Source organism: Paraburkholderia dipogonis, from assembly GCF_042680985.1.
Classification (GTDB): Bacteria; Pseudomonadota; Gammaproteobacteria; order Burkholderiales; family Burkholderiaceae; genus Paraburkholderia; species Paraburkholderia phytofirmans.
Genome location: NZ_JBHUFR010000016.1, coordinates 112,515 through 135,383, shown reverse-complemented (window position 1 = coordinate 135,383; position 22,869 = coordinate 112,515). Strand labels below are relative to the sequence as shown.

Annotated in this window: 31 protein-coding genes; all 31 read right to left on the bottom strand. The window is 60.8% G+C overall.

The genetic code is table 11. The features are described 5' to 3' along the window. The 31 genes from ACFSNN_RS20830 to ACFSNN_RS20680 all read right to left on the bottom strand — a co-directional run bounded on the left by ACFSNN_RS20830 (position 1) and on the right by ACFSNN_RS20680 (position 22,858). Positions 1-1,047 carry a hypothetical protein gene (locus tag ACFSNN_RS20830; protein WP_134455561.1) on the bottom strand — a complete coding sequence of 349 codons (1,047 nt, stop codon included), beginning with the start codon at positions 1,045-1,047 and terminating at the stop codon, positions 1-3. 3 nt (positions 1,048-1,050) lie between these two features. Next, positions 1,051-1,335 carry a cupin domain-containing protein gene (locus ACFSNN_RS20825; protein WP_134455560.1) on the bottom strand — a complete coding sequence of 95 codons (285 nt, stop codon included), beginning with the start codon at positions 1,333-1,335 and terminating at the stop codon, positions 1,051-1,053. Then, complete coding sequence (locus ACFSNN_RS20820) at positions 1,332-1,883, bottom strand: aspartyl/asparaginyl beta-hydroxylase domain-containing protein (protein WP_166799210.1); 552 nt, start codon at positions 1,881-1,883, stop codon at positions 1,332-1,334. Before ACFSNN_RS20820 ends, ACFSNN_RS20825 begins: the two co-directional genes overlap by 4 nt. A gap of 8 nt (positions 1,884-1,891) precedes the next feature. Then, complete coding sequence (locus tag ACFSNN_RS20815) at positions 1,892-2,293, bottom strand: 3TM-type holin (protein ID WP_106306424.1); 402 nt, start codon at positions 2,291-2,293, stop codon at positions 1,892-1,894. Further along, positions 2,293-2,775, bottom strand: a complete 483-nt coding sequence (locus ACFSNN_RS20810; protein ID WP_134455558.1) for a glycoside hydrolase family 108 protein — start codon at positions 2,773-2,775, stop codon at positions 2,293-2,295. The genes ACFSNN_RS20815 and ACFSNN_RS20810 overlap by 1 nt, the downstream gene beginning before the upstream one ends. After that, the gene (locus tag ACFSNN_RS20805) at positions 2,772-2,984 is read right to left on the bottom strand and encodes a hypothetical protein (protein ID WP_134455557.1); all 213 of its coding nucleotides are present in this window, start codon (positions 2,982-2,984) and stop codon (positions 2,772-2,774) included. The genes ACFSNN_RS20810 and ACFSNN_RS20805 overlap by 4 nt, the downstream gene beginning before the upstream one ends. A 9-nt stretch (positions 2,985-2,993) precedes the next feature. Next, positions 2,994-3,185 carry a hypothetical protein gene (locus ACFSNN_RS20800; RefSeq protein WP_134455556.1) on the bottom strand — a complete coding sequence of 64 codons (192 nt, stop codon included), beginning with the start codon at positions 3,183-3,185 and terminating at the stop codon, positions 2,994-2,996. Further along, the gene (locus tag ACFSNN_RS20795) at positions 3,175-3,483 is read right to left on the bottom strand and encodes a hypothetical protein (protein WP_134455555.1); all 309 of its coding nucleotides are present in this window, start codon (positions 3,481-3,483) and stop codon (positions 3,175-3,177) included. Before ACFSNN_RS20795 ends, ACFSNN_RS20800 begins: the two co-directional genes overlap by 11 nt. Next, a complete protein-coding gene (locus tag ACFSNN_RS20790) occupies positions 3,480-4,022 on the bottom strand; it encodes a hypothetical protein (RefSeq protein ID WP_134455554.1) in 543 nt (180 codons plus the stop codon). The genes ACFSNN_RS20795 and ACFSNN_RS20790 overlap by 4 nt, the downstream gene beginning before the upstream one ends. Before the next feature lie 3 nt (positions 4,023-4,025). Then, positions 4,026-5,645, bottom strand: coding sequence for a hypothetical protein (locus ACFSNN_RS20785; protein WP_134455553.1), 1,620 nt, complete (start codon positions 5,643-5,645; stop codon positions 4,026-4,028). Between the two features lie 8 nt (positions 5,646-5,653). Next, positions 5,654-6,358, bottom strand: a complete 705-nt coding sequence (locus ACFSNN_RS20780; protein ID WP_134455552.1) for a hypothetical protein — start codon at positions 6,356-6,358, stop codon at positions 5,654-5,656. A gap of 1 nt (position 6,359) precedes the next feature. Then, entirely contained in the window at positions 6,360-6,800 is a 441-nt protein-coding gene (locus tag ACFSNN_RS20775; protein WP_134455551.1) for a hypothetical protein, read from the bottom strand. 26 nt (positions 6,801-6,826) lie between these two features. After that, positions 6,827-7,363, bottom strand: coding sequence for a hypothetical protein (locus ACFSNN_RS20770; RefSeq protein ID WP_134455550.1), 537 nt, complete (start codon positions 7,361-7,363; stop codon positions 6,827-6,829). 10 nt (positions 7,364-7,373) lie between these two features. Beyond that, positions 7,374-8,789 carry a N4-gp56 family major capsid protein gene (locus ACFSNN_RS20765; RefSeq protein ID WP_134455549.1) on the bottom strand — a complete coding sequence of 472 codons (1,416 nt, stop codon included), beginning with the start codon at positions 8,787-8,789 and terminating at the stop codon, positions 7,374-7,376. 17 nt (positions 8,790-8,806) lie between these two features. Beyond that, positions 8,807-9,550, bottom strand: a complete 744-nt coding sequence (locus ACFSNN_RS20760; RefSeq protein ID WP_134455548.1) for a hypothetical protein — start codon at positions 9,548-9,550, stop codon at positions 8,807-8,809. An 8-nt stretch (positions 9,551-9,558) separates the two neighbouring features. After that, entirely contained in the window at positions 9,559-10,077 is a 519-nt protein-coding gene (locus tag ACFSNN_RS20755) for a hypothetical protein (protein ID WP_134455547.1), read from the bottom strand. Positions 10,078-10,129: 52 nt separating this feature from the next. Next, positions 10,130-10,315 carry a hypothetical protein gene (locus ACFSNN_RS20750; protein WP_134455546.1) on the bottom strand — a complete coding sequence of 62 codons (186 nt, stop codon included), beginning with the start codon at positions 10,313-10,315 and terminating at the stop codon, positions 10,130-10,132. Continuing rightward, positions 10,315-11,658, bottom strand: coding sequence for a glycine-rich domain-containing protein (locus tag ACFSNN_RS20745; RefSeq protein ID WP_134455545.1), 1,344 nt, complete (start codon positions 11,656-11,658; stop codon positions 10,315-10,317). The genes ACFSNN_RS20750 and ACFSNN_RS20745 overlap by 1 nt, the downstream gene beginning before the upstream one ends. Beyond that, positions 11,651-11,995, bottom strand: a complete 345-nt coding sequence (locus tag ACFSNN_RS20740) for a M48 family metalloprotease (protein ID WP_106306378.1) — start codon at positions 11,993-11,995, stop codon at positions 11,651-11,653. Before ACFSNN_RS20740 ends, ACFSNN_RS20745 begins: the two co-directional genes overlap by 8 nt. Next, entirely contained in the window at positions 11,992-14,175 is a 2,184-nt protein-coding gene (locus ACFSNN_RS20735) for a collagen-like triple helix repeat-containing protein (RefSeq protein WP_134455544.1), read from the bottom strand. Before ACFSNN_RS20735 ends, ACFSNN_RS20740 begins: the two co-directional genes overlap by 4 nt. 3 nt (positions 14,176-14,178) lie before the next feature. After that, entirely contained in the window at positions 14,179-14,352 is a 174-nt protein-coding gene (locus ACFSNN_RS20730; protein ID WP_166799209.1) for a hypothetical protein, read from the bottom strand. Next, positions 14,336-14,674 carry a hypothetical protein gene (locus ACFSNN_RS20725; RefSeq protein WP_134455543.1) on the bottom strand — a complete coding sequence of 113 codons (339 nt, stop codon included), beginning with the start codon at positions 14,672-14,674 and terminating at the stop codon, positions 14,336-14,338. Before ACFSNN_RS20725 ends, ACFSNN_RS20730 begins: the two co-directional genes overlap by 17 nt. A gap of 2 nt (positions 14,675-14,676) precedes the next feature. Further along, positions 14,677-14,838 (bottom strand): hypothetical protein, encoded by a 162-nt coding sequence (locus tag ACFSNN_RS20720; RefSeq protein ID WP_166799208.1) that lies wholly within the window; start codon positions 14,836-14,838, stop codon positions 14,677-14,679. Between the two features lie 2 nt (positions 14,839-14,840). Next, positions 14,841-16,844, bottom strand: coding sequence for a hypothetical protein (locus ACFSNN_RS20715; protein WP_134455542.1), 2,004 nt, complete (start codon positions 16,842-16,844; stop codon positions 14,841-14,843). Positions 16,845-17,713: 869 nt separating this feature from the next. Further along, complete coding sequence (locus tag ACFSNN_RS20710) at positions 17,714-17,893, bottom strand: beta-lactoglobulin I (RefSeq protein WP_134455540.1); 180 nt, start codon at positions 17,891-17,893, stop codon at positions 17,714-17,716. Then, positions 17,890-18,120, bottom strand: a complete 231-nt coding sequence (locus ACFSNN_RS20705) for a hypothetical protein (protein WP_134455539.1) — start codon at positions 18,118-18,120, stop codon at positions 17,890-17,892. The genes ACFSNN_RS20710 and ACFSNN_RS20705 overlap by 4 nt, the downstream gene beginning before the upstream one ends. A gap of 519 nt (positions 18,121-18,639) precedes the next feature. Beyond that, entirely contained in the window at positions 18,640-18,987 is a 348-nt protein-coding gene (locus ACFSNN_RS20700) for a MarR family transcriptional regulator (RefSeq protein ID WP_377747364.1), read from the bottom strand. Position 18,988: 1 nt separating this feature from the next. Beyond that, positions 18,989-19,183 (bottom strand): hypothetical protein, encoded by a 195-nt coding sequence (locus tag ACFSNN_RS20695; protein WP_134455537.1) that lies wholly within the window; start codon positions 19,181-19,183, stop codon positions 18,989-18,991. A 293-nt stretch (positions 19,184-19,476) separates the two neighbouring features. Next, entirely contained in the window at positions 19,477-20,364 is an 888-nt protein-coding gene (locus ACFSNN_RS20690) for a toprim domain-containing protein (protein ID WP_134455536.1), read from the bottom strand. Beyond that, entirely contained in the window at positions 20,361-21,902 is a 1,542-nt protein-coding gene (locus ACFSNN_RS20685; RefSeq protein ID WP_134455535.1) for a DEAD/DEAH box helicase family protein, read from the bottom strand. The genes ACFSNN_RS20690 and ACFSNN_RS20685 overlap by 4 nt, the downstream gene beginning before the upstream one ends. Next, a complete protein-coding gene (locus ACFSNN_RS20680) occupies positions 21,899-22,858 on the bottom strand; it encodes a ParB N-terminal domain-containing protein (RefSeq protein ID WP_134455534.1) in 960 nt (319 codons plus the stop codon). The genes ACFSNN_RS20685 and ACFSNN_RS20680 overlap by 4 nt, the downstream gene beginning before the upstream one ends. Between the last annotated feature and the right edge of the window lie 11 nt (positions 22,859-22,869).

Sequence of the window (22,869 nt, the reverse complement as noted above, 5' to 3'; positions counted from 1 at the left end):
TCATTGCAGCGTGAAGCCGTACGAATTCCCGCCACCGCTGTAGTACGGGCTGCTGTTGAACGCGCCGCTGAAATCGCCACTACCAAAGGATCCGGTCGTGCCGTTGAAAAAGTTGCCAAAGCCACCCGCGTTCTGCACGGCATTTCCCACGCCGGTAATTCCCTGGGAGACCGCGCTACCGAGCGCACCCGCACCCTGCGACTGCGCCTGGAACGGTACGCTCTGCGCGCCCTGGCCGTAGTTCATATAGGGGATGGTCTGACCCATGATCCCCTCGGCCGGCCCGTAAACGTTCTGGTTCAGGAACGAGCCATACGTGTTCGCCAGGTTTCCCGGAGTTGCAGCGATAGTCTGCGCGGTCTGATATGGCAGTGCACCGGATTGCAGCTGATACCCTGGAACAGACGCTGCCTGCTGGTCCGCCAGTTGCCCGTAGTTCCCGGCGGTGTTCGCCGCGCCGGTATAGGCAGACAGACCCTGCGCTGCGCGCGAGAGCTGATTGTTCTGCCAATCGATATTGAAGTTGGACATCGCCTGGTTCGCAACGCCCGCCCCGGCCGCCGACGAGCCGAGGCCATACATCGAATTGGTCGCGCCGGTCTGATCCTGAAGCTGCTGAGCCGTGCGGTTATAAAGCGCGTTTTGCGGATCGAGGCCCATGTTGTAGACCTGCTGTCCGGCGCCGAGCAGCGACTGCTGCGTTCCGTAGTTTCCGTACGCCTGCTGTTCCATCAAACCAGCGAGGTTGCCGTAGTTCGACGCGGCGCCGTTGGCGGCGGCCTGGTACGCAGGGCCGTACTGATTACTCGCATCGACGCCGCCTTGCAGCGATCCCAGCGCATACTGGTTCAGGTTGTTTGCGCCATAAACGCCGTTGATCCCTGACAGCAGGCTTTGCCAGGTCTGATCAGCCGTGCCGAGGCCGGTCGGAACGTAATAGTTCGCGCCACCGCTGCCAGAGCCCCCAGACGTCGAAGGGGACATGGCGCTCGACACCGCGGCACCGGCTACCGATGCTCCGACCGCTCCAACGATTCCCCACGGCATGGCTTACCCCTTCATCAATGTTTCGGCGTCGGCCACGCTTTCTGCATGGATGCACAGCCAGGTCAGGTCCGTCAGAGCCTGGATACGATGCACGCGGCCCGCCTTTACTTCGAGCATGCACGGCCCGTCGAGCACGCTCAGTTCACCGTCCACGTCGAGCAGCGCGCGACCTTGCGCGAGGTAGCTCAGATGGTCGTAGTCGTGAACGTGCTTCTGCACCTCTTCACCCGCATGCAGTGTCTGCTCGCGCGCGTACACGCCTCCGGCCGAGAAGTGGTGTTTGATCATTTCTCGCACCGGATCGACACAATCAGCGTGATGCGATCGTCGTCGCCTTCATTGACGACCTCATGCTCTTTCGTGTTGTCGAAATACCAGACGTCACCAGGAGCCATTGAAACCACCTCGTCCTCGACGCGATTCCAGCACTTCGGATTCGACTGCAGCGGCACGTACAGCTTTGTGTTGAAATGCCGGACATGCCAGCTATCATCCGCATGCGGAAGCACTCGCTTGCCGGCGGGGATCTTCGTGATCAGCACACCGCCCAGACGCGTGCCTTCCACGCGAGCCATGAGCCCGAACACTATCGGCCGCAATTGCGGCAATGCATACCACTCCGGATAGAAGATCGCGTCATGCGGATCATTGAAGCCGGTGAAGTCACCCGCGGCCTTGTACGGCTTGACATCGTTGTAGCGAAGCCAGATGTCCGACACATCAGCGTGCGGGTTGCCGTCGCCTTCCGTACGCACGGTGTGGCGGTTCCATAGACCCGGCTGGCGGGCAATGGCGAGCAACGTTGGAGCGGTGTCGATCCCGGCACCGATTTTCACGAGATTCCTCATGCTGCTCCCTTGATCCGTTCGGCGACGTGCAGGCCGCCCAGCCCGAGCATTCCGAGCGTGAGCGTCGAAAGCTCGCTCAGGTCCATCGGCGGCAGGTTGAGCGGATGGCCCATGATCTGGGCGACGGCGTTCGTCAGCGGCTGCAACACAAAATTCCACGCGTAGCCGGAGACGCACACCCAACCCATACCGCCGCGCCAGTGCTGAAGCGGATCGGTGCTCTGCGCTTCGGACTGGTTGATCTGCATCTGTCCGGTGATCTGCGCGAGTTCACCCGTCTGCTGCAATTGCAGGAGCTGGAGTTTCGCGGCCGCAGCCTGAGTAGGGTCCGGCCAGATCCGATCGATAACGTCGCCGACCACGTTAGTGACAGCGGTAATGGGGTCGAGCGCAGCCATCACGCAGCTCCTTTCAGAAGGTTGTTCGCGATCCGGTTGGCCCAGCCATGACCGAACGCTGGCCACGTGGACAGATCACCGAGGTATCGCAGGCGGTAGGCAAGGAAGCGCATCACGATCTGGCGAGGGTCAACCGCATTCACTGCTGCGATCGTCACGGGTCCGATATTGCCGTCGACCTTCACACCGGCGGCCGTCTGAAGCCAGGTTACGGGCCTCCCGCCGTTGTATGCGGCGTCGAAGACCTCAAACGCAACGCGCGAATCGAACTGGTCGCAGTAGTAAGGATTCCAGTAGACCATCTTCGCGATCTGCTTCGCCGTGCTTTGCGGGAGCATGCGCATCTCGCCCGCGTACCCGTTCGCACGCGCCACGCGGGCAGTGATTCCCCACATGGTCTCGCCGCCCGGATCGGCGGGGTTGTTCGAATAGCCGCCTTCATTGCCCATGAGAGCAACGAAGGCGTCGTCGAACGAGCTCACAGCTTTCCGACCGCCGTCATAATCTCGGTCACCTTGTCGGCGGTAGCCTTCGCCGCGTCTTCGATGATCGACGTCACCGTGCTCTCGATCGACGAGAGCGACTGCGCCTTGCCATGCAAATCGACAAGTGCTGCCAGCTTCTCGGGGATCGACCGCGCGTCGGCGACGATCGCGTTAAATTCCGTTTCGATTCCAGTCCAGATGCTCATGACCTTCTCCTAGAAAAACTTCTTGAAGCCGCCGCCGGCGCCATACGCCGCCGTCGCAATCAGCGCGTACAGGATCGCTTTCCACACGATCGCCAGCACGCCTCGACCGACATTCAGTTGAAAACGCTGTGTAATGCCGACCTCAATCTGCGCGGCGATCGCCCTTACATCGGCCTCTGTCAAAGTGCGGTTATCGTCCATTTGTTTCCCCGTCTGGCAAAGATTTGGTCTCGGTGCGGTCCACCTGTCGCTGTGCTGACCGGACCGCGCTATTCAGAATGTCCTGGCGGGACACGATCTCGTTACGCGTCGATTCGACCGCCGCCTGCACGCCCCGCGTATGACGCGCCGTCTCAATCAGCAGAATCGGAAGCCATGAGATGGAGCAGCCGAACTCGTCGACGGGCAGACCGGTGTTCGGGTTCGTGCCGAGCAGGTGAGTCCAGAACGTGCAGCCCGATTCGATACAGGGCTTTTTGATGAGCGGGCACTTTTTCATGATTTTTGCGCGATGACCATGACCACATAGTTGTAATTCGTCGTGAGCTGATGCGAGTGTGGCTGGTTGCCACCAGTCCCCCCGTCAGTGGTTATGTTGAAAGGAGAAGAACTGGTTGCAGTGGTAAAAAACCCCGGATTCCCGGAGCTGTTGTACTGCCCACTCGCACCCGGAAGGACGTGCGTATGTGGCGGAATCTCCGATGCTGCGAGCGTGTGACCGGCCGTCGAGACACTGCCGGTAAGAAGCGCGCCGAAGTTTTGCTGACCGCTCTGTACGAAGCCACCGGCAGAAGAAATGAGGCATGCGTGATTGCCGATCGTCGTGTCGCTCACCCAGCCGGTCGGAGCCGCTGCCTGGTGAAACGCCATCCGGGTGCCCGACGGCGCATCGAGCGTCCCAGCCGCAGAATATGAACCCGCCGGCTGTGCGTTCGCATTGACGGCGTTCACGATGAAGTTCAGGTCGGTCATGACCTGCGAAGCGTCGGCCGTGTTTCCGTTCGCCAAAGTGACTGGTAGAGCTCCGATGATCGACATGTTTTACCCCTGATTCGTATATCCGGTGTCCGCATACCGCGCGTAGAAGGTGCCGATCTGGACGCCCTCTGCGGACGTCACCATCACATCGAGCGCCATCTTCTGGAACACGAGAGCGGACGTCCACGGGATGCTGTACACGTGAGGAATGCTGAAGCTCGATGCCCAACTCGCCGCGCCCCAGAGAAAACTGCCCCAAAGAGAGCCAACGGGCGGCGTCTGTACAAAGGTCGAGCCCAGCGTGTTGTTCTGGTCGTCGTACGCCGTGATGTTGTACGTCGTGGAGAGTCCGGACGAGGACAGCTCGATCGTCGACTCCACAACCTGAACTTCCGCCATGTGGTTCGTCTTCGGGAACGTCGAGGAGCGCAGATGACTGGTTAGATTCGTGCCGGCGTCATTGAACGCGCTGTTCGAATTCGGAATGGTCGAGCTGACGAACAGAGCCGCTCCTGACGCGGCGCCAGAAATGACAAACTGATTGCCGTACTGCACGGCGCAGTCGTAGGGAAACGAGTGCGGGCCGGTCCAGCGTTTGCGCCGGATGTCGTACCAGTAGTCGTTCGTCTGCGCCTGCCCCTGGACCAGCGTCGGCACGCACACGCGATAGATGTTGCCCGAGAACGATGCTGAAATCCGCGAGGCCTGCGTGGTGTTCTGGAACGGCACCTGAAGATCGGCGGGGAAGTCTGTCCCCGGCCGGCTCGACAGAGGCACGAGCGTGCCCAGGAAGTTCAGGATGTAAGGTGCGTCCTGCCCTGCGAAGAAAATCCCGAACGGCCCCTGCACGATGCTGCGTGGCGCAATGCATCCGGTCGTCAGCGTGATGTAGTTTTCGGACAGATTGCTCGTCGCAGGGTCGCCTGTGATCTGCCAGATCTGCGACTGCTTGAACACCACCAGCGCGCCGATCACGCCGGCAGAGGTCGTCTGGATCGGCAGACCGGACTGGGCGATGACCGGCGTCGTATCGCCCACCGTCACGGACTGCGACGCGTTCGTGCGCGTGGTCGGCACCAGCACATCGCTGAACTGCAGCGTGTTACCGACTGCAAACCATGCACGATTGTTGAAGTTCGCCACCGACGTCGGCACGCCTGTCAGAGCGTTTGTGGCGAGGTTCGACGACGACCACACGGGCGCGGCCGGATTGGTGATGTCGATCACGCCGAAGAAGTTGCTGCCCGTTCCGTTGAAGCCCGGATGCGTCACGAGAATCTTTGTACTCACGACGGCCATTGTCGGCGGGGTCCACGCGCCGCTCGTCGCCGGAGACGTCGGCGTATTCGCGGACGTCACGCCGGAAATCGTGATGAACGTGTTCGTCAGGATGTTGTACGCGAACGGCTCATCCTTGCCCGCATTGCGGCCACTCGACACCATGCCGTAAGCGACCACACCGATGACGATGTAGACCGAGACGAAAGTCGGAGTGGTGAAACTGGAGAACGTGGTGGCGGCCGCGCCAACGCCCGGCCGGGAGACCACCAGCTCAGGATTGGCCTGATCGAAAACAAGATTCGTCAGAAGCTGGCATGCGCCCGGAAAAGCCTGACTGGAATCGAATGCGTCACAGAGGCCTTTGGGCGTGAACTGCACCGGCTTGCCGTTTCGGATCGCCATGGCAGCCCCTAGTCGGTGATCTTCGTCGGCTTCAGCGTCCGGTTCGAATGGAAGCGCCGCGGGTCGAGACGCACCGACTTGACGACAGCCTGCTCATCTCCCTCCATGATCAGGTGTGTGCGCAGCATGGCTTCGCATTGCGCGCGCCACGACTCCTGACGGGTATCGTCCGTCTCTCCCATCAACTCCACGGCCGTCGCCTTGATCAGGTAGTTCTGATCGGGGAACCACGGAATCACCGTCGACGTCTCCGGCGCGGTGATATCCGGCTGCTTCACCATGTAGCGGTGCGTCAGCACGATCTGCCCTGAAGACTGCGGGTAAATATAAAGACTGCCCGCCGAGCCCGCCGCCTGCGCACTCGTCTCGTCGAGAAGAATCGTCATGTACTCGTACGGATAGTTCGCAATCGATGGGTCTTTGAATTCCTGGTCCCATTCCTCGGTCGAGATCGGATTCAGGAAGTACGGAAGGTTGTTCTGCTGGAAGAACAGGTCATATGTGCGCAGGTAGTTCAACGGCAGCGTGAACGGGCCGTAGTTATTTGCCTGCACCGTCACGAATTCGGTGATCCGGTTGATCTTCAGGTCACGATGCAGCCAAAGGTCCTCCAGGACCATATTCAGATAGATGCCGCCCTGCTGGATAAAGCCAGGGCATTTTGCGATCGCGCAGGCGCGCGCAACGATCTGACTGGCCTGGAGGTAGGCCATCTCATACCCCGGCGCGAGCGTCGGCGATCTTCTGGGTCGCCTTCAGGAGTTCCCGTTCGATGCCATCGAGTTGCGCCGGGTAGGTCTTCAGGTTCGCCTGCTCCTGGCTCGTCAGGCTCTTCGCTCCTGCCTTGCCTGCTGCCTTCGCATTGCTGCGTTCGAGCAGATCCGCGTATGCCTTCGCGATGTCGTCCCGCGCTTTCGAGTATTGCTCGATATGCGCCTCGATAACCGGGATCTCGAGCATGCGTTGCTGGCGCTGCAGGGACTCGCGTACGAGGTCCATTCGCGCATCCAGCGAATCCTTGTCCTCGCCATCGAGCAGATAACCGCTCGCCGACAGTTGTGCCTGATTCGGAGCAGGAAGCGTGATCGAGAAATTGCCGATCACGGTTGCAGGTACAGCCGTAACTTCCGGAGAGGCCGACGTTTTTTCCGACATGGTTTGTCCTGAGAGTTGAAGAGAGATTACTGGCGAGCCCACGAAGGCACCGCCCCAGCACCGAGCACCTTGTTCTGCGCCTTGCGGTACGGATTGAAGGCGTGCCCGTTGATGTCGTTTTCGTGAACCCACGTGCGCGCAACCATTTCCTTGATCGTGCGCAGCGTGTCCGTATCGAACTTGTACGTCTCGCCGTGCAGGTACGGTTTGCCGTTGATGCGCAGATCCGTTCCACCGCACGGCGCGAGATCTACCCGGTACCACCACAGTTCTTTGCCGTCTTCAGACTTGCCGGCAAATCGCTCAACGACCGAGGTCGTAAGCAGCGACGACTGGGCCTGAGCGGAAAGACGGGCTGATTCTTCCTCTGCCACGTCTTTCGCTGCGCTCAACTTTTCGTTGTCGGCCTCGAGCGCCTTGATGCGCGCACGGAGCGCCTCGATCGATTCCTCGGGAGCCGCTCCGGTTCCCTGAGACGCCGCTTGAGACGAATCCATAACATCGGCCTCTGTCATTTCCGGAGCCTGTGTCTTGCCCGGCTCCTGCGTATTGCGTGCGACCATCAGCTACTCCTTACGGGGTCGTGATCGTGCCGCCCTGATAGCCCGGCGAGAATGCAGAACTGCATTCGACGCGAGCCAGGAAGGCCGTGTTGAGAAGGATCGAACCGTAAAAAACTTTCCACGACACGACGCGCGTCTGATTCAGCGGGTCCGACTTGTCGGCACCGGTCAGGTAGTGGAACTCGGGGTTTTCGAGCAGCACCTGACCGTAGCTGTGGTTGCCGATGAAGATCACCGGGAACACCGACACGCCGTTAGCGGGCGCGGCCGGCGGCGTCTGCGTGACACCGACACCCGTCAGCGTGACCGTCTGGCCCGGCTGCAACTGCGTGGCCTGACCGGCGAGGACGCCCGTCACCGGGACACCGTTACCGATCGCGGTGGCAAGATTCGACGGGCTGTTGGTCGTGCCGATATACACGTTGAAGACGTAGTTCGGGAACGACGGCAGCGTGACCGCAATCGAGCCGGTGGGGCCGGTGACGTTGAGCGAGGCCGATACCTGATAGATCGTCTGCTCGACGGAGGTCAGGGCCGGCGCGGCGGTGACCTGGATATAGTACGTGCCGGTGGCGAGCTGCCCGCCGGATGTCGACGCCGCACCGTTGATCTGCGCGGCACCGGTCCAGTACGGCATCATGTTCGTTTCGACGTAGCGGATACCGCCGAAATCGCCAAGCTCGTTGTTATAGAGACGGTTCACGTCGCTATATGCCCAAGCCTGCTGGACCGACGAATTCTCGCGCATGTCCTGCGCCGAGAACGGACTGATCAGGGCGACATAGTGCTGCTTGACTGCGGGCGACTTCGACGGATCGCGATAGGCGCCCGCCTCGATCATCATGTCTTCGCGCTCATCGCCGTTGAAACGCGGCACGCCGTAAGCCGACATCGACGCGAACAGGCGGTTCGATTCGTGCGGAGACATGACGTCGGCCACGACCAGTGCCGCGCGGTTCGCAACGCCCCCTGCATAGTTGACCTGCGGCGCCGAGAGCAACGTGTTGAGCGTATTGCGCTCGAGCGTTTCCGGCATCTGCAGCGCAACCAGTTCGCAAGCCTGCTGGAAGAGCGGATGCTTGATGGTCAGGTTTGCGACATCGGTGATGATCACGCGATCGCCCCATTGCTGGGCGGTGGCGCTCACCTGTTGCAGGGTCATCGATTCGCCCGGAGGCGCGACGCCTTCCTGAAGCGGCGCGTAAGGCAGCGGCAGGCGCTGGTAGCGCGACGCGGTATAGGTCGTGCCGCGGTTCGAGTCGAGCTTCAGCGGCTTGCCGAACTGGTAGGCGACGAGTTGACGCCGCGCGAGCGGTTCAACTTCTTCCTGGATGTACGCTTCGACGTCGGCAGTAAAGCTCGACGAGTTGTTCGTCACACCCGGGAGCAGGAAGCCCAGCAGAAGGGCCGTGATTTTGGTCAACATGGATTTCCCCTTGCTGGTCAGATATTGAGGTTTTCCAGCCGCGCGGCGCGCTTCTGGTGTTCGGTCGATCCCCGCCCGGACTGGACATTGGAACGAACAGCCGGCGTGCGGCCGCGCGGCACATCTGCGGCCGGCGTCTTCGCCTTGGCTTTCGGCTTGAGCTTGCCGTCGGCAATGTCCTTGCCGAGCATGTGGTAGTAGATCGCCTCGCGCGAAGCGTTGCGACCGTGCCGGCGCTCTTCGGCGAGTGCAGCTTCCACCCTGTCGCGATAGCGCGCGCGGTGCGGATCGGCGGCGACCTTCGATTCGAACGTCGTCCGGTCATTCAGATCCTGCGCCTGAAACAGCGCCGCATTGGCCGCGCGTTGGCTATCACGCAGCACGCGATTCGAATTGATCTGCCAGCGCTCGGTTTCACTCAGGTCCGCAGCGCGAAGGCGCTCTTCCTCGCGCTGGAATTCGACATCGACCGGCGCCGTCGGAGCGCCGGTGCCGCGCATGCGCTCTTCGGCAAGACGCCGTGCTTCTGACATCGAAGCTTCGATTCTCTCGAGGCGGTCATCGGTAGTGCGCTTCGGCGCGGCGCGTGGCGTGGGTTCGACGAAATCGAAGTCGATGTCTTCGTCATCGGTTCCGCTTCCCGCCGGATCGATCGGGTCGACCGGGTCATCTGCCGGGTCAACCGGATCGACAGGGTCTGCTGCCGGATCATCAACACCAGGAAGCAGAAGACCAAGAAGCAATTTCAGGAGCTTGCTCATGTTGACCTTTACGATTGGGTTCCGGTGCCGACCGACTGTATCGTCGCGGTCGTCGCGCTGGTGATGGTGATGATGAAATCGCGCCACGTGTTTTGCGCCATCGACATGGTCCCGGCCAGTGTCCAGCCGGTGTTCGTCGTCGTCGTCCACGCAAAAGCACCTGACGAACTGTTGATGACACGTAGCTGGAAGCTCAGGCCGACCGGGTTGTTCTGGACAACGCTGGGCAACGCGGCGATGAGCGCGGCGACCGTCGGGAGCTGCATGTTCGCAGCGGCCCCGAGTGTGCCGGTGAGATTCAGGAAGTTCTGCGCAGCCCCGGAGATCTGCTGGGGCGCGGCGGTGAAACCGGTCGTGTTGGTTGCTGCGTTGTAACCGGTTTCCTGGAATGGATTCATTCCGAGGATCGCATTCACCAGCCCGATCTGGTCGGGCAATGCTCCGTTGTCGGGAACGTTCGGCGTATTACCCGCGCCGATTTCCGGGAAGAGAAAGCCAAGCAGTTTGGCCAGAATCGTTTTGCGCACGGTGATCTCCTGATCAGGGTTGCGCAAACGGTACGTTTATTTCCCGGACTGCTCAAACAGTCGATGACGGTTGTGGCGGTTCGCCAAATGTGCCGTTCGAATAGGTGGACCCGATTCCCGCATATACACCGTCCGGAATCTGCACGGCTGTCTGCCCGTTCGGCGGTTGCCAGTCGGAGTGACCGTCCCACACGATCACGTTGACGACGACACCATTTTCGATGAGTGCGTAGTTCATCACGAGAACTCATAGACGATTACCAGACCGGCAGTCCCATTTCCACCCGGCTGTGCGGTAGAGGAAATGTTGTTGGATGCACCACCGCCGCCCGCACCGTTTCCGCTGGCTGTGTTTGCCGAACCGCTGGTAGCCTGTCCGCCGCCGCCATAAATGCTACTGGCGCCCGCTCCGCTAATTGCTCCGCCGGTGTTGTAGACGCTAAGACCGAACGTACTGGCGTTACCCCTGGACAGAAAAATCTGCGTCGCCGTTGTGGTCGCGACTAAGCCGCCTGCCGCAGTACCCGCCAGCACTTGCGCATTCGTCAAAGTCTGCGCACTGCCGGCAGGACCGCCACCACCACCCGGGCATACGAGCCATGTCCCGATGCTGGTTTGACCACCCGCCGAGCCGGCATTGGCGCCAGCTGTGCCGCCACCGCCGGCGGCGCCGATCGTCACCGTTTGAGATGAGAGCGAAGTGACCCGCACACGGCCATATGCGCCAGACCCGCCGCCGCCACTTACAGCAACCTGCGTCGAAGATGTTGCACCAACACCACCGCCGCCACCGCCGCCACCCACGCACTCCACAATCGCCGAAGTCGCGCCGCTGGTGGGTGTGTATGTGCCACTGGCGGTGAATACCTGAACGTTAAGAAGTCGGCCGCTGCCGGCTGCCGCCTGAACGAACGCAGTCGTCGCGATTTGCGTGGTATTGGTGCCAACTGTTGCAGTGGGTGCCGTAGGTGTTCCGGTTGCATTCAGGTTGTTGACCGTTGGATTCGTACCGAATACCAGCGACCCGCTGCCCGTTTCGTCGGAGATGATGCTGGCAAGTTGCGCGGACGTCGTCGTAGAGAATTGCGCAAGCGTGCCACTCGTCACGGCAAGCCCGAGCGTCGCGGCGCTCTGGAACGAAGGATCGGCGCCCGTGCCGGTTGACGCCAACAGCGTGCCGCTTGCGCCGGGCGCGACAAACCCCACCGCCGACGAACCCTCGCCGATGAGCACGTTGTGCGCACTGAGCGCGTTCTGTCCGGTGCCCCCGCTTGTCACCGCGAGCGGCACGCTGAGAGACGCGGTAACGCCCGCGATCGTGCCGCCGGTAATGGTCACATTCGAGGCGTTCTGGTTCGCCATCGTGCCAGCGGTAACGCCATTGACCTTCGAAACCGTTGGATTCGGATAGGAGCCGGACAGATCTCCGCCCGCCGGACCAGTCGGATCACTCGCGACGCTGTTCAGCGCGCTCGTCACCTGGTTGGCAAGCGCGTTAAAGCCCGCCTGAATCTGTTCCGGCGGCACGTCTTTGCCTTCAGCACGCACCTGCGGCGGGATGATGCGGAATGCGTCAGCCATCGAGTGCCTCCAGACGTTGCCGTGCATTCGGATAGATCGGGCTCGACGTTTGCGGAAACCGCAGCAGGAAGCGACGCAGGCCAACACCGTGGCCGAGCGCGACCGCGTGCGCATCGGCGGCGAATTCCTGTCGACGGCACTGCTCGAACACCCACGTCGGGCGGAACAGGATCTGAAGCGAGAGCACCCACCATAGACGGCGCAGCGGGTCGCCATTGCGCAGGTGCCCCTGTTCGTGCGCAAGCACGGCGGATTTTTCTTCATCGGTGAGGCGCGTGAAGAATGCTCCGGTCTGGATGGTGCCCCACGGCGTGCATCGGGCAACGTAGCGTTTCATCGCGGCCCCGCGTCAGGAGAGGCAAGCTGATCCGGATGAATCATGCCGGCCGGTCCCTGCGGCCGAGGCTGCCCCGGCTGCGCACCCGGGCGCGGCGTACCGGCAACGCCAGGTGCCGCGCCGCCGGGCACACCGGGCTGACCTTGCGGCTTCGGCTGCTGCGCCTGAAGTTTGGCTTGCATGGCCTGCTGGTGCTGCTGGATGTGCGCGCGGAACAGCCCTGCCTGATCGCCGGTGAGCTGCGCGGCACGCAAATGCGAGGCGAGGTGCGCGCGGTCGTCGTCGGCCTGATGCACCTCGGCAGCCAGGCCGTTGTGCATCATCAGGTTCTCGTCATCAGGCTCAAGGTGGAACATGTTGCGCTCGTCGATCAGGATCCGCGGCGCAACTTCAGGGCCGAAAATCTGCTCGGTGCCGAATTCAAGGATCGGCCCGATATTCAGACGCCGGCCGTCGAGTTGCTGCGGCGGGATGCCGCGCAAGACGTTCATCCACGCGATCATCTGCTGCATGCGCTGCAGGTTCTGCTGGTAGGACGTACCGCACCAGCGGAAGAAATAGCGCTCACCGAAGGCCTGAGGCGGAATGACCTGCAGGTTCGCGCGCGCGCCGACTTCGCCGAGTACTTCGACGGTCAACTCCTCCGTGCGGAACTGACGGTCGAGCTCGAACATCCATTCGAGAAGCGGATTGAGCATGACTTCCTCATACCGCTTCGCGTTGTCGATGATGTTCGATTCCTGCGCCTGCGCCTGGGCAGCCATCTGCGCCTGATTCTTCCGGCCTTGCGGCGCCTTGCCGAGCATGGCGTCATTGACGTCCATCGACTCGTTGATCTGCCCTTTCAGGTTCTCGCAGAGCGGAATCGCATCCTTGTAGATCGCCGGGAAATTCGCGAACTTCGTCTTGTTCGGATCGGTCAGCCAGACGGCCGCGAGGCCCACCACCATCGATTGATAGTTCGGGTTCGAGAGCGGGTCGACCATCGTGATCGGCAGCAGACTGTATTGCGCCGAATCCTGGCCCATATTCCAGAAGTCATTCAGGTTCCACTGCAGGAACTTGACGGGTTCGATCTTGGAGATGCCGAAGAATGATCCGGTGATGCGCTCGATCGGCGCTGACAGGATCGGGCGTTTTCCAGACCAAAATGGGTTGCGGATAATGCCAAGAATCTCGTCCTGACCTGCGAAATAGACGTAGCAGGGCTCGCGTCCATTTCCGAGGTCGAGGTTGGTGTGCGTTTCATAGATCAGCGCGTATTTGAACGTGCCTTCAGTGCGGACACCGGCGTCACCGGTGCGGCGCTTGGGCGGGACGTACTTCTCCCGGCCGCCATCTGGTTTGGCCAGATTGTCGACCAGTTCCTTCGCCGAGTGCCCGAGGAAAATACCCTCGTCGACGAACTGCTGAACCGCCTCCCGGTCGAGCCGCAGCCGGATCGTCGTGGCGGTGGCTTTCTCAATGCTGTTGCAGGTCGGCGGCAGGACGGCGAGATCTTCCGTCGCGAAGGGTACGATGTCCGGACCCTCGGTCGTCACGTCCTTGGTTTCGGTCTCCCATGACCACTCTTCGTCATCGGCCGCGACGTCCTGAACCTCGACGCCGAGTTCGCTGTTTTCAAGGATCGGTGGTTTCCTGATGAGCTCGCGCACACGCCGCTGCGTCTTTGACCAGTCGATGTACAGATTCCACTGTCCAGTCACATCGCCCGCGATCAGGTCGGCGCGCACCGCGTCTTTCACATCCGCCGAGCGGATGTAATGTTCGAGCAGGCTGATCTGCGAGAACGGGATATTGCCGTCAGGGCCGGTGGCGCCCACGTGCTTGTGATTGACGGGGAACAGCTGCGCGAGCGTGCGCTTCATGCGTGCATTGACCGCGTTACGCACCGCCGGAATGTAGCACTGGGAATTTCCGGAGTACTGGGCGTTTTCGTCAGGCTGGGCGTTGTAGATCGCCCAGTATTCCTGGCAGCGGTCCATCTGCTCCTGCTTGTTCTCGTAGCACTTCGCGATCTTTGGGTAGAGTTTCGCCGCCTCGATGTAGGCGTCAGAGTCGGGCTTGTCGGCCCAGTTCTCTATCTCTTCACCCGTTTTCTCAGCGTCGAGAGCCCGCGAATCGAGTGTCTCGACTGCGGGCTTGTCATCCTTCTTTTTCTCTTTTTTCGCGCGCGCCATAGGTCAGCCAATTACCTTGCCGCGAAGCCGGCGCTCGACCGAAGTCCCGGTGTTCCGGTCTTTCGGCACACGCTTGGGCCGATCATCGACATTCGACTTGTACGGCGACTTGCCGAAGAACTCGTTGACGTCGCGCGACACCGAGCGCGTGCCCTTAAACTCACGGGGCTTTTTCATTGGAACCACCTTCGGGTGCTTTGTCAGCAGGCGCCGGCGCTTCCGCCGGGACGTTCTCGATGGTCGAGTACTTGCGCTCAAAGACGTCTTTCGGATTGAAATACACGTAGCCGTCTTCCTGGGTGACCACGTAGTCGCCTTCGATCGGCTCATAACGCGCGATTCGGGCATCGTCGAGAAAGAGACGGATATCGGTACCGTCCGACAACTCGAAAATGCACCCGTCGTGCACGCGGGCATCGTGCGCAGCGAAGCTCTTCAGCACGCGCGTGATCTGTTGGGCGTGCACCTTGACAGGGTTGGCGATGTGCGTGAATTCCACGATCACAGCCCCTTGCGGCCCATCTTCTCGCGCATGGGGCCGCCCTTCAGGCGCTCGCCCACCTTCTCGGGCTTGCCATAGGCGCCGCCCTGCTGCTTCGATTGATAGAAATCCGTCGGCTTCTGCGTGGGGGCCTTCGGGGAAATCTTGCGGTCGATTGCCATGTTCATCTCCGTGGCAGGGTTGTGACGTACGAAGCGCCCTGCGGGTTGACGGCCATATGGATGCCTTCCGGCAGGGCCGTATCCCGTTGCGAGCTAAGCGCCTGAACCGCGGATTCCAGCCCTTCGATCAGGGTTCTGTGCGGTCCAGTCTCGGGGACATTACCTTTATTTCCCGCGCGGTCGATTGGAAAGTTGTATCCACCAGCGAGCGCATTGAGCGTGTGCTTCGCGCTTTCCTGATCTACCTGGAAGAGGCGCCGCGCCTTTGCCTCCGTGCGGATCAGCGGCGACAGCGCGCCCCGGGCGACGTTCAGATACTCGCCTCGCATCGGGTAGAGATTGACCGCGCGCAGCGCCGCGACAACCGGCATGCGGTCGGCCTGATCCATGACATCGGCCGGCACCCATGCGGTGAGGCGCGCACGCGGGAACATCGCGCGCACCAGTTGCACGATGTCATTCACCGCCTCTTTAGGCGGTACCGGCGAGATCCAGTCGGCCACCACCACCATGCGCTGCCCTTCGATGCAGATGAGTGCGGCCGTCGTGTCGGCGCCGTTCGAGTTGAACGCGAGCGCCATCGGATGCTGCTGCGACGGCTCGTAGTAGGACACGATGTTCCACTGTCCGAAGTCTTCGTACACGGGGACCCCTGAGAACACGCGCTGGAAATACGCGAGCGCGTTCAGGATGTCGCGCTTGCCGGATGGGAAATTCTGGATCTCGGCGACGAGCTGGGCGTGCGCGCCGCGGCCGCCGACGAGCACGATGTCGCCAGCGAGCAGGAACGGCTGAATCCCCATGATGAACTGCGTCTTGTCGCGATCCTGCGGCGCGCTCAATGGCTTAAGCGCAAGCGTCACGCCGCGGCGTAGCATTTCGGCACGCATCGGCTGCAGAAGCCACTCGTCGAGCGAGTTCTTTTCGATCGCCACGGCCGCGTCGCCGAAGCGCGACGATGTCGCGAATGCATCCTCGATGACCTCGTCGGGTTTCCAGAAGGCGCCGATCGATGAATGCACCAGAATCTTTGTCCCCAGACGGCTCACCACCACGCGCCCCGACCGGTCGCTCTTCTTCACGTTCGTCGTGCGGGCCGGATCCGTGATGACCACCTTCGGCAGCCACGGCGCCGGGTCAACCGCACACTCGGCGATCTGATCGGTCTCGAACGGCTTGTCCTGCGTGCCGATCGCCAGCAGCATGTATTCCTGCATGAAGCCGCGGAGCTGGCCGGCGCGCTCCATCTCATCGCGCTTCTTGCGTACCCACTCCATCGGATAGCGATCGGGCCACAGCGCCACGGTCGACGGATCATCGATGTCGCCGTTGCAGACCGGAAAGCGCCGCGTCGTCCAGTCCGGGTTTTCGCGCAGCCTCGTCACGAGACAATCCTCGGCAAGCGGCGTCTGCGTGAAACGGATTTTTCCCTTCACCTTGTCCATTGCCGGCATCAACTCGAGATAGAGCTTGTTCATCGACGCCGCCACCGCCGCCGCGTCCTTCACGCGCTCCTTGTTCTCGATGTCGTCGAGGTACGCGCGGTCCGGCCGCAGGTCGTGCCACTTGAAGCCGCGAAGCTCCTCTTCCCACCCGTGCGCCTCGAGCAGCACGCCGTTCGGCAATTCGATCTGATGCTCGTTCCACTTCCGTCCGTCCTGCCTGAGCCTGCCGAAAAGGCTCTGCAACTTCATGTTGCGCAGCGCCTCGTGCTTGATCGCCTCAAGACGCTGGCAGGCCTTCGTGTAGGTCTCCCCGATAATCAGGCAGTACCCAAAATTGCCGAAGGCCGCTTCGAGCAGCAGGAACTCCTCCGACAGCGTCGACTTGCCGCCCTCCCGGAATGCCTCGATCAGAACGAACTCATCCTCCGCACGCCACAGGTCCATGACCTCGACGTGAAATGCGGGCGAGGCCTGCGGATGACGATGCGGAAACATCATCGCTGACGCGAGTGCCCGATCCTCGGAAATCGCCTTGAGCAAGGCGGCGTTGGTCAAAGCCATGCGAATCCTCCGTTGCGAAGGATCATCGGTGTTTTTCCTGTGCGCAGATTGGACAGGTGCTCCCCGAATTCTGTGCACCCCGTCCGGCGGGGCCCCGGGTGGTCCCAGAGTTGAGAATCATTCTCATCCATCGCCGCTCTACCGAGGGTAAACCCTTACGAATCAGGCTCTTACACGACATTATTCTTATAATGTCGCGCAGCCTTAGCGGGCCGATCTGCTGCGGTGTGGCGCGTCGTGGATGGTGGCCAGATGCGTGTTTTCCGGGCTGGCACGACACCCGAACCGGCCACCTCTACCCTCTTCCGATCCCATCTGTCCGAGCCTTTCCTCGCGCGCGTGCGTGTACGCGTGAGGGATCGGAGCAGACTGACAACTTTGCAGGTCAGCAAGTGGCAATGTTGCCGCTTGGTCTAATACCGGAATTTCTGGTAATACCGATGCGCGGCAAAGTGCGCGTATCTCACTTCGCCGGGGAAGCGGCTCAAATCTGAGGCAGCTAGGAGGGCCTAACGATCCGTTACCCCCTCCCCAGTTCTGGGGACACGCTTGAACTTCCCGAACAGGTCGTAAAACTTCGCGACTTGAAATCGAGACCTGCTGGCGGGTGTACTCCGTCGACGCATACCTAGCCCGGCGACGCCCGCTTGGACCTCGGCGTCCAGCACCACGAGAACTGTCGGCCAATAACGGCAGCATCAGGCGGAAGCACCACAACGACGAGATGCCTTACCCTGCCGTTACGCCAGATGGCGTCGAGGATGCGATATCGACGACCAGTCGTGGTCACGATCTCGTCATCCATATCCGGAGTATCGGTGGTCCATCCGTCGACGCGCAGCTTGGTGTGATCCCATGCACGCAACATGTCAATGGACAGGCGCGTAGGCGATCTGGGCGATGTTCTGGACCATCATCCACTCATCACGGTCGGCGAAGCCGTGCACCTCGGCGCAATGGTCTGCCATCTGCTCGATCGTGGGCGGGACGGCAGTGGTCATGTAGGCGAGCGGCGTGCCGTCGGGTGTGAAGATCGCGTAGGTCATCATTGCGATTCCCCGTCGAGCTTGCGCATACCGCGACCCATCATCCAGTACGCGAGGGACGGGTCTGCGTTGCCGAAGCCGTGAACAAGCACGTCGCCATGCTCATCGCGCAGCAGCAGTACGGCGGCATCGATGTCGACGAGGGTGCCGTCCTCGATGCGATCAGCGAATTGGCGCAGCTTGGCCGGGATGTCCTGCAGGTTGGTGAGCGGGAATTCGACGAGCTTCATGGTGACTCCTTGAACACCGATCCGGGTGGCAGGCGGCTGACCTCCTGCACAGGGCGTGACTTCCCACCCGCTAAAAAAAGTGGTTTGCTAAGCCGCGGCAGGTATATCCGGGTTCGTCGACCTGCTGCGCCTTTGTGCGTTCAGCCATTCCGGTCGGTCGTGGCGGGGCGACTCCGCCATTTACCCACGTTTATTGAGCCGGCGCGGCACCGGTGAATCTCAGGGCTGGGCTAATGGCCCCCTGTACCGTTTCTTCTATACCGCGCCCGGGTATTTGCGGTCGCTGCTCCGGATGGCGTCTGATCGCTTCGACGAGCCTCGCATCTGCGCGTTCGACGCACGCGGCACACCACAACGGACCGCGATGGCGAACCATCTCGATCGTTGTCAGTTGCCACTCGGCGCCGCACGACGGACAGATAACGGAATCAGGCTTCATCGAAAAAGAAGCCCCGACCTGCGGGGCTAAACTCTCATCGAGCGTTGGAGACGAAGACACTCTACGAATATTTCCTGCGCTCAGGCAGCGACATTGGTACGTCTGATGATGCTGTTCATGACGTCGCACAGTTCCTGCGCTGTGGGCGCGGCTGGCCGTAATGTGCCCGCCTGCGGCAGCACCTTCGAAGTTCGCACGTAAGTCCATGGACGCGGGCCGATCGACGTCCGGTGCCGGTTCATCGCGCGCGCGCCGCGGACAACGTAGCCTTCAGCTATGAGCAGCTTCAGGCATTTGCACGCGCAACCACCGGTGAAATCGCCGGCCAGACATATCTGCGTTTGAGTAAGTGGTCCGGCCCGTTCCAGCATGCCGCAGATCACGCGAGTGCTGGAATTTTCCCGGTAGAGTTCCCGTATCGTCGGCATGTCAGGCTCTCTCGTTGTCCATCGACGATCCGTTCATCTGACGGGCAACTTCCCGTTCAGCCAACGCCGCGTCACACGGTTGCCAGTCCCATTCGTCGTGCTGTGCGAAGTACAGCGGGTTCGTGGTGTAGAACGGATCGATCAGTACCGAGCCATCCTTCTTTGCTGTCGTTACCCAACCTTTTTTGTCTTCCATCGCTTTCACCCGTATTGGCCGAACCTGGCCATCAGTGGTACTAACCAGCACCTGTTGTTCAACCCCTAAACCACATCCCTACGATCCCTGTCCCGAGGGGAGCAAGACTCAGCCCATCCTGGGAGAGCCTTTACAACGTGATCTGTCCGTCGGATCGCATTGACTCGCCAGCCGTTCGGTCTCGGGCGCTAGCTTCGCCACCCTTATCGGTATTTCAGACCTATCCCCCAGTACCGAGTCTTCCCGCGCCGCTGGTGTTAAACCGTGTCCGCCCAGCGCGGTGCCTTGCCGCATCAGATGACCAGTCGGGCTCCCTTCATGATCTGCATGCGGACCTTTGCGGCCCCGCGATCGCCCCATTCGAGCAGCGCATCGGCCCAGTCAGTGCCCTTGATACCCTCGGGATAAGCCAAACCACATCCGATCGTCTCGGCGGCCTTCCTGCCGTTTTCCACGCCCTTGTTGATGCCTCTGTCGCGCTGCGTTTGCCAGTCGTTATCTGCACACACGACAGCCATCCCACGAACCTTGGTGTCCTTGGCCACGGCGATCAGGTTCTGCGCGTCGAAACACACAACGACAGATGCGTTGGTGACGGTCTGAAAGACAGCAAGTCCGGTGGCAAAGCCCTCTACAAAGCAGGTAACCGTGCTTCCCGTGCGGGCCATGACGAAAGACGCGCCACGGGTAGAACACCCTTTCCGGTACAGTTTCTGGCCGTCCATCGTGATGTTCTGCAGGCTGACAAGCGCGCCGCCGCGATACATCGGGATGACGAGGTCATCACCCTCCAGGCGGACACCTTGGCAGCCTCGCAAAGACAATCCTTTGCGTTCGATATAGGCGTGCCATTCAGTGAGAATTGGAAGCTTCTCCCAGTGCTCGCGCATCCGGTTGATGGACCGTGAGCGCGCCGCCGCCTCCTGCTGCCGGAGACGTTTGATACGCTCATCCATCGCACGTTGATCGGCAATCGCCACAGGTTTGTCGGATCGCCATTCGCAATAGTCGTCGTCAGTGGCAAAGTTCTTGTAAAATCCTCTCTGCCCATTCAGCCACAACAAGTAAGCGCCGTTCATCTTCCGGGGCTTGTCGACAGTCCGGCAGCGATACCACTTGCCGTCGGCGACAATCTGGCGGGGCATCAGGCCGTGAGCAATCATTGCCTGCTCAAAGTTCATGCGGCCTTCCTTGCGGCAGCATGCCGGCGAATCCAATACCGTTTGTCCATGTTGACAAACTTCCTGGCGACCTCTGGAGTGGGCAAAACGGGAATGGTCTCGAAGAAGTCAGCCTTTGGCCACGCGCCAGTGAGTTCCTTGTACATGGCGTACGCTTTCTTGTTTGCGAGCTGTACGTCCGTGGATTTCAGACGTGCGTAATGGCACACCATCGGCCATATTTCGGTCGTGAGCTTGCGCTGGTTACCGCTGGCCAGCATTTCCTCGAGCGTGCCGGCGACATGCTCCACAGTTGTGCGTTTCGGATACTCATGACCGCAGTTCGGACAGGCAGGGCGTGCTTTATGAAGGTGCGCGCAGTGCGGGCACTTGACCATCACGTCTTCGGCCTTCGGCTTCTTCTTTTCAGACTTTGGCTTTTTCTTGCCGTCGTCAAGTTCGAGCGCTCCCGTTTCGAAGAACTCGTTCATCTCGTCCCAAAACCGTTCGCAATTTCCTGAATGGTCGAGCACGATGCACTCGGTCTTGCCGGTGCCTAGGCTGGTCCTCAGGCCTCGCCCAAGCAACTGGATATGATCAGCAAGCGATTTGCGCAGCGGACGGCACATGATCACGCAGCCGACGTCGGGGACGTCAAAACCTTTCGTTGCTTTCGAGACGGTTATCAGCCCGCGGATAAATGAGTCCGGCTTGCTGAACTCCGAGACGATCTCGTCGCATTCGGCGTCCGTTTCCCTACTGGTGTAGACGACGCACTGGATACCGGCAGCAGTGAACTGCCGGTGAATCTCGCGGGCGTGATCAACGGTTATCGCGCTGCAGATGAATTTCTGGTTGTTGCCATGCTTCAGATATTCCGCAACGCAATCGCCCACTACTTCCAGTGCTCGCTTGGTAGCCTCTTTCTGCTCCCACTCGCCCGCGTTGACCTTAACACCATCCATGTTCGGCTTCGACGGCGAGAAGATCCGGAACGGAACGAGCGCACCCTGCTCAATCAGGCGATTCGTGGTTTCGACGTTGATCAGGGTGTCGTAAATCTGCCCGAGACCCTTGGTGAAAGGCGTGGCCGTGAGACCAAGTCCGCGCGCATCACCCGCAGCAAGGCGGTCTTTCGTCGGAGCATGAACCGTGTGGCACTCATCGACGATGATGAACTTCGGTTTGGGATCGTCAGGCCAGCCACGGCGCATCACTGTCTGGACGGACAGGATTTGCGCGCGCTCATAGGGCCGATAGCGCCAGTGATTCTGCTTGACGATGCCATGCGCGACGCCGAACTGGTCGAACGTTCGCGAGGTCTGGTCGACGAGGTTCTCCCGATCGACCACGAAGTGGGAATGCTTGCCGTTATTGGAAGCAAGGTAGGCAACGCATGCGGATATGCGTGTCTTGCCGGCGGCTGTCGGAGCGCACAGGAGGACGTTGCGGGCACCATTGCGATATGCATCGCTAACGCGTAGAACAGCTTCGATCTGGTACTGACGCAAGCCGAAATGTTCAAACGCAGCGAGTTCTTCAGGCGTTGCCTCCCTCATGCCGTTTTCTCCGTCAGTTTGCGAACGGCTGAAAGAACATCGCGATCGGTCTTCACGCCGAGGATCTTCCGCATCTCCACGTACTGACGACCGAACCAGTTCAACTGCTTCTCGCGCACTGAGCCGCGCTCGCGTTCAATTTTCAAAGAGTTTTCGGCGTTCAGCAGCAGCTGCGTTTGTTTCATCATCTCCGCGCCCTGATCCGATGCAGAAAGAGCATCGTTGGCGCGTTGCAGGCTGTCGATCTGCGCGAGCAACCCGTTCAGATAGATTTCGAACTCCGGATCGTCCATCGGGGCAGGTCCGGATTGCGATGAGGATTCCTCAACGGTTACATCACGGAAAGAAGCGCTTTGGTCGCCAGAATCCGAATCCTTTCTTTCGACCTGCTTCAGTGCCTTCGGGAGACTGATGTTGCCGTGCGCGACTTCCTTTGCGAGTTCCGGGTCGGCCTTTGCCACCTTGTCGGCCATACGCTGAGTCTTTTCGCTGACACCAGACATAGCAGCGCGCTCTGCAACAGTCCGCAAAGGAACGTCGCTGGATTCGGCCTTCGGGAGGTCCGGTAACGTTACCGGACCAGTTTCGTCGACGGGCCGATTCGGCGTAGAGAGGCCCGTGTACTGGTTGTCACCTTGCTGAGCAGCCTCAAGCCAGTTCGTCGCGGCAGCAACGATAGCGGCGTGCTGACCCTGCGTGAGATGCCGGCGCAGCAGATTGACCGAAAGCACATACGACAGCAGATCGCAGTCACCGAGATCCATATCTGCGATCAGCGGCTCGATGCCCAATTCGACACAGGCACGATACCGGTTGCCGCCGTCGAGAATCTTCCCGTCGTGCAGAACGATCGGCTGCAACTGGCCATTGGCTTCGATATCGGCCTTCAGAGCCTCAAACTCGACGCCTTCGAGACGAGGAAAAAGCGTGCACAGCGGATGCAGTTCGAGGCTCATCAGGCAGCCTC

Excerpts from the sequence above, each read along its gene's own strand:
- ACFSNN_RS20830 (WP_134455561.1), bottom strand. The coding sequence starts at position 1,047 with ATGCCGTGGGGAATCGTTGGAGCGGTCGGAGCATCGGTAGCCGGTGCC.
- ACFSNN_RS20825 (WP_134455560.1), bottom strand. The coding sequence starts at position 1,335 with ATGATCAAACACCACTTCTCGGCCGGAGGCGTGTACGCGCGCGAGCAG.
- ACFSNN_RS20815 (WP_106306424.1), bottom strand. The coding sequence starts at position 2,293 with ATGGCTGCGCTCGACCCCATTACCGCTGTCACTAACGTGGTCGGCGAC.
- ACFSNN_RS20805 (WP_134455557.1), bottom strand. The coding sequence starts at position 2,984 with ATGAGCATCTGGACTGGAATCGAAACGGAATTTAACGCGATCGTCGCC.
- ACFSNN_RS20800 (WP_134455556.1), bottom strand. The coding sequence starts at position 3,185 with ATGGACGATAACCGCACTTTGACAGAGGCCGATGTAAGGGCGATCGCC.
- ACFSNN_RS20795 (WP_134455555.1), bottom strand. The coding sequence starts at position 3,483 with ATGAAAAAGTGCCCGCTCATCAAAAAGCCCTGTATCGAATCGGGCTGC.
- ACFSNN_RS20790 (WP_134455554.1), bottom strand. The coding sequence starts at position 4,022 with ATGTCGATCATCGGAGCTCTACCAGTCACTTTGGCGAACGGAAACACG.
- ACFSNN_RS20785 (WP_134455553.1), bottom strand. The coding sequence starts at position 5,645 with ATGGCGATCCGAAACGGCAAGCCGGTGCAGTTCACGCCCAAAGGCCTC.
- ACFSNN_RS20780 (WP_134455552.1), bottom strand. The coding sequence starts at position 6,358 with ATGGCCTACCTCCAGGCCAGTCAGATCGTTGCGCGCGCCTGCGCGATC.
- ACFSNN_RS20775 (WP_134455551.1), bottom strand. The coding sequence starts at position 6,800 with ATGTCGGAAAAAACGTCGGCCTCTCCGGAAGTTACGGCTGTACCTGCA.
- ACFSNN_RS20770 (WP_134455550.1), bottom strand. The coding sequence starts at position 7,363 with ATGGTCGCACGCAATACGCAGGAGCCGGGCAAGACACAGGCTCCGGAA.
- ACFSNN_RS20765 (WP_134455549.1), bottom strand. The coding sequence starts at position 8,789 with ATGTTGACCAAAATCACGGCCCTTCTGCTGGGCTTCCTGCTCCCGGGT.
- ACFSNN_RS20760 (WP_134455548.1), bottom strand. The coding sequence starts at position 9,550 with ATGAGCAAGCTCCTGAAATTGCTTCTTGGTCTTCTGCTTCCTGGTGTT.
- ACFSNN_RS20750 (WP_134455546.1), bottom strand. The coding sequence starts at position 10,315 with ATGAACTACGCACTCATCGAAAATGGTGTCGTCGTCAACGTGATCGTG.
- ACFSNN_RS20745 (WP_134455545.1), bottom strand. The coding sequence starts at position 11,658 with ATGGCTGACGCATTCCGCATCATCCCGCCGCAGGTGCGTGCTGAAGGC.
- ACFSNN_RS20740 (WP_106306378.1), bottom strand. The coding sequence starts at position 11,995 with ATGAAACGCTACGTTGCCCGATGCACGCCGTGGGGCACCATCCAGACC.
- ACFSNN_RS20735 (WP_134455544.1), bottom strand. The coding sequence starts at position 14,175 with ATGGCGCGCGCGAAAAAAGAGAAAAAGAAGGATGACAAGCCCGCAGTC.
- ACFSNN_RS20730 (WP_166799209.1), bottom strand. The coding sequence starts at position 14,352 with ATGAAAAAGCCCCGTGAGTTTAAGGGCACGCGCTCGGTGTCGCGCGAC.
- ACFSNN_RS20720 (WP_166799208.1), bottom strand. The coding sequence starts at position 14,838 with ATGGCAATCGACCGCAAGATTTCCCCGAAGGCCCCCACGCAGAAGCCG.
- ACFSNN_RS20715 (WP_134455542.1), bottom strand. The coding sequence starts at position 16,844 with ATGGCTTTGACCAACGCCGCCTTGCTCAAGGCGATTTCCGAGGATCGG.
- ACFSNN_RS20710 (WP_134455540.1), bottom strand. The coding sequence starts at position 17,893 with ATGATGACCTACGCGATCTTCACACCCGACGGCACGCCGCTCGCCTAC.
- ACFSNN_RS20705 (WP_134455539.1), bottom strand. The coding sequence starts at position 18,120 with ATGAAGCTCGTCGAATTCCCGCTCACCAACCTGCAGGACATCCCGGCC.
- ACFSNN_RS20700 (WP_377747364.1), bottom strand. The coding sequence starts at position 18,987 with ATGCCGACGATACGGGAACTCTACCGGGAAAATTCCAGCACTCGCGTG.
- ACFSNN_RS20695 (WP_134455537.1), bottom strand. The coding sequence starts at position 19,183 with ATGGAAGACAAAAAAGGTTGGGTAACGACAGCAAAGAAGGATGGCTCG.
- ACFSNN_RS20690 (WP_134455536.1), bottom strand. The coding sequence starts at position 20,364 with ATGAACTTTGAGCAGGCAATGATTGCTCACGGCCTGATGCCCCGCCAG.
- ACFSNN_RS20685 (WP_134455535.1), bottom strand. The coding sequence starts at position 21,902 with ATGAGGGAGGCAACGCCTGAAGAACTCGCTGCGTTTGAACATTTCGGC.
- ACFSNN_RS20680 (WP_134455534.1), bottom strand. The coding sequence starts at position 22,858 with ATGAGCCTCGAACTGCATCCGCTGTGCACGCTTTTTCCTCGTCTCGAA.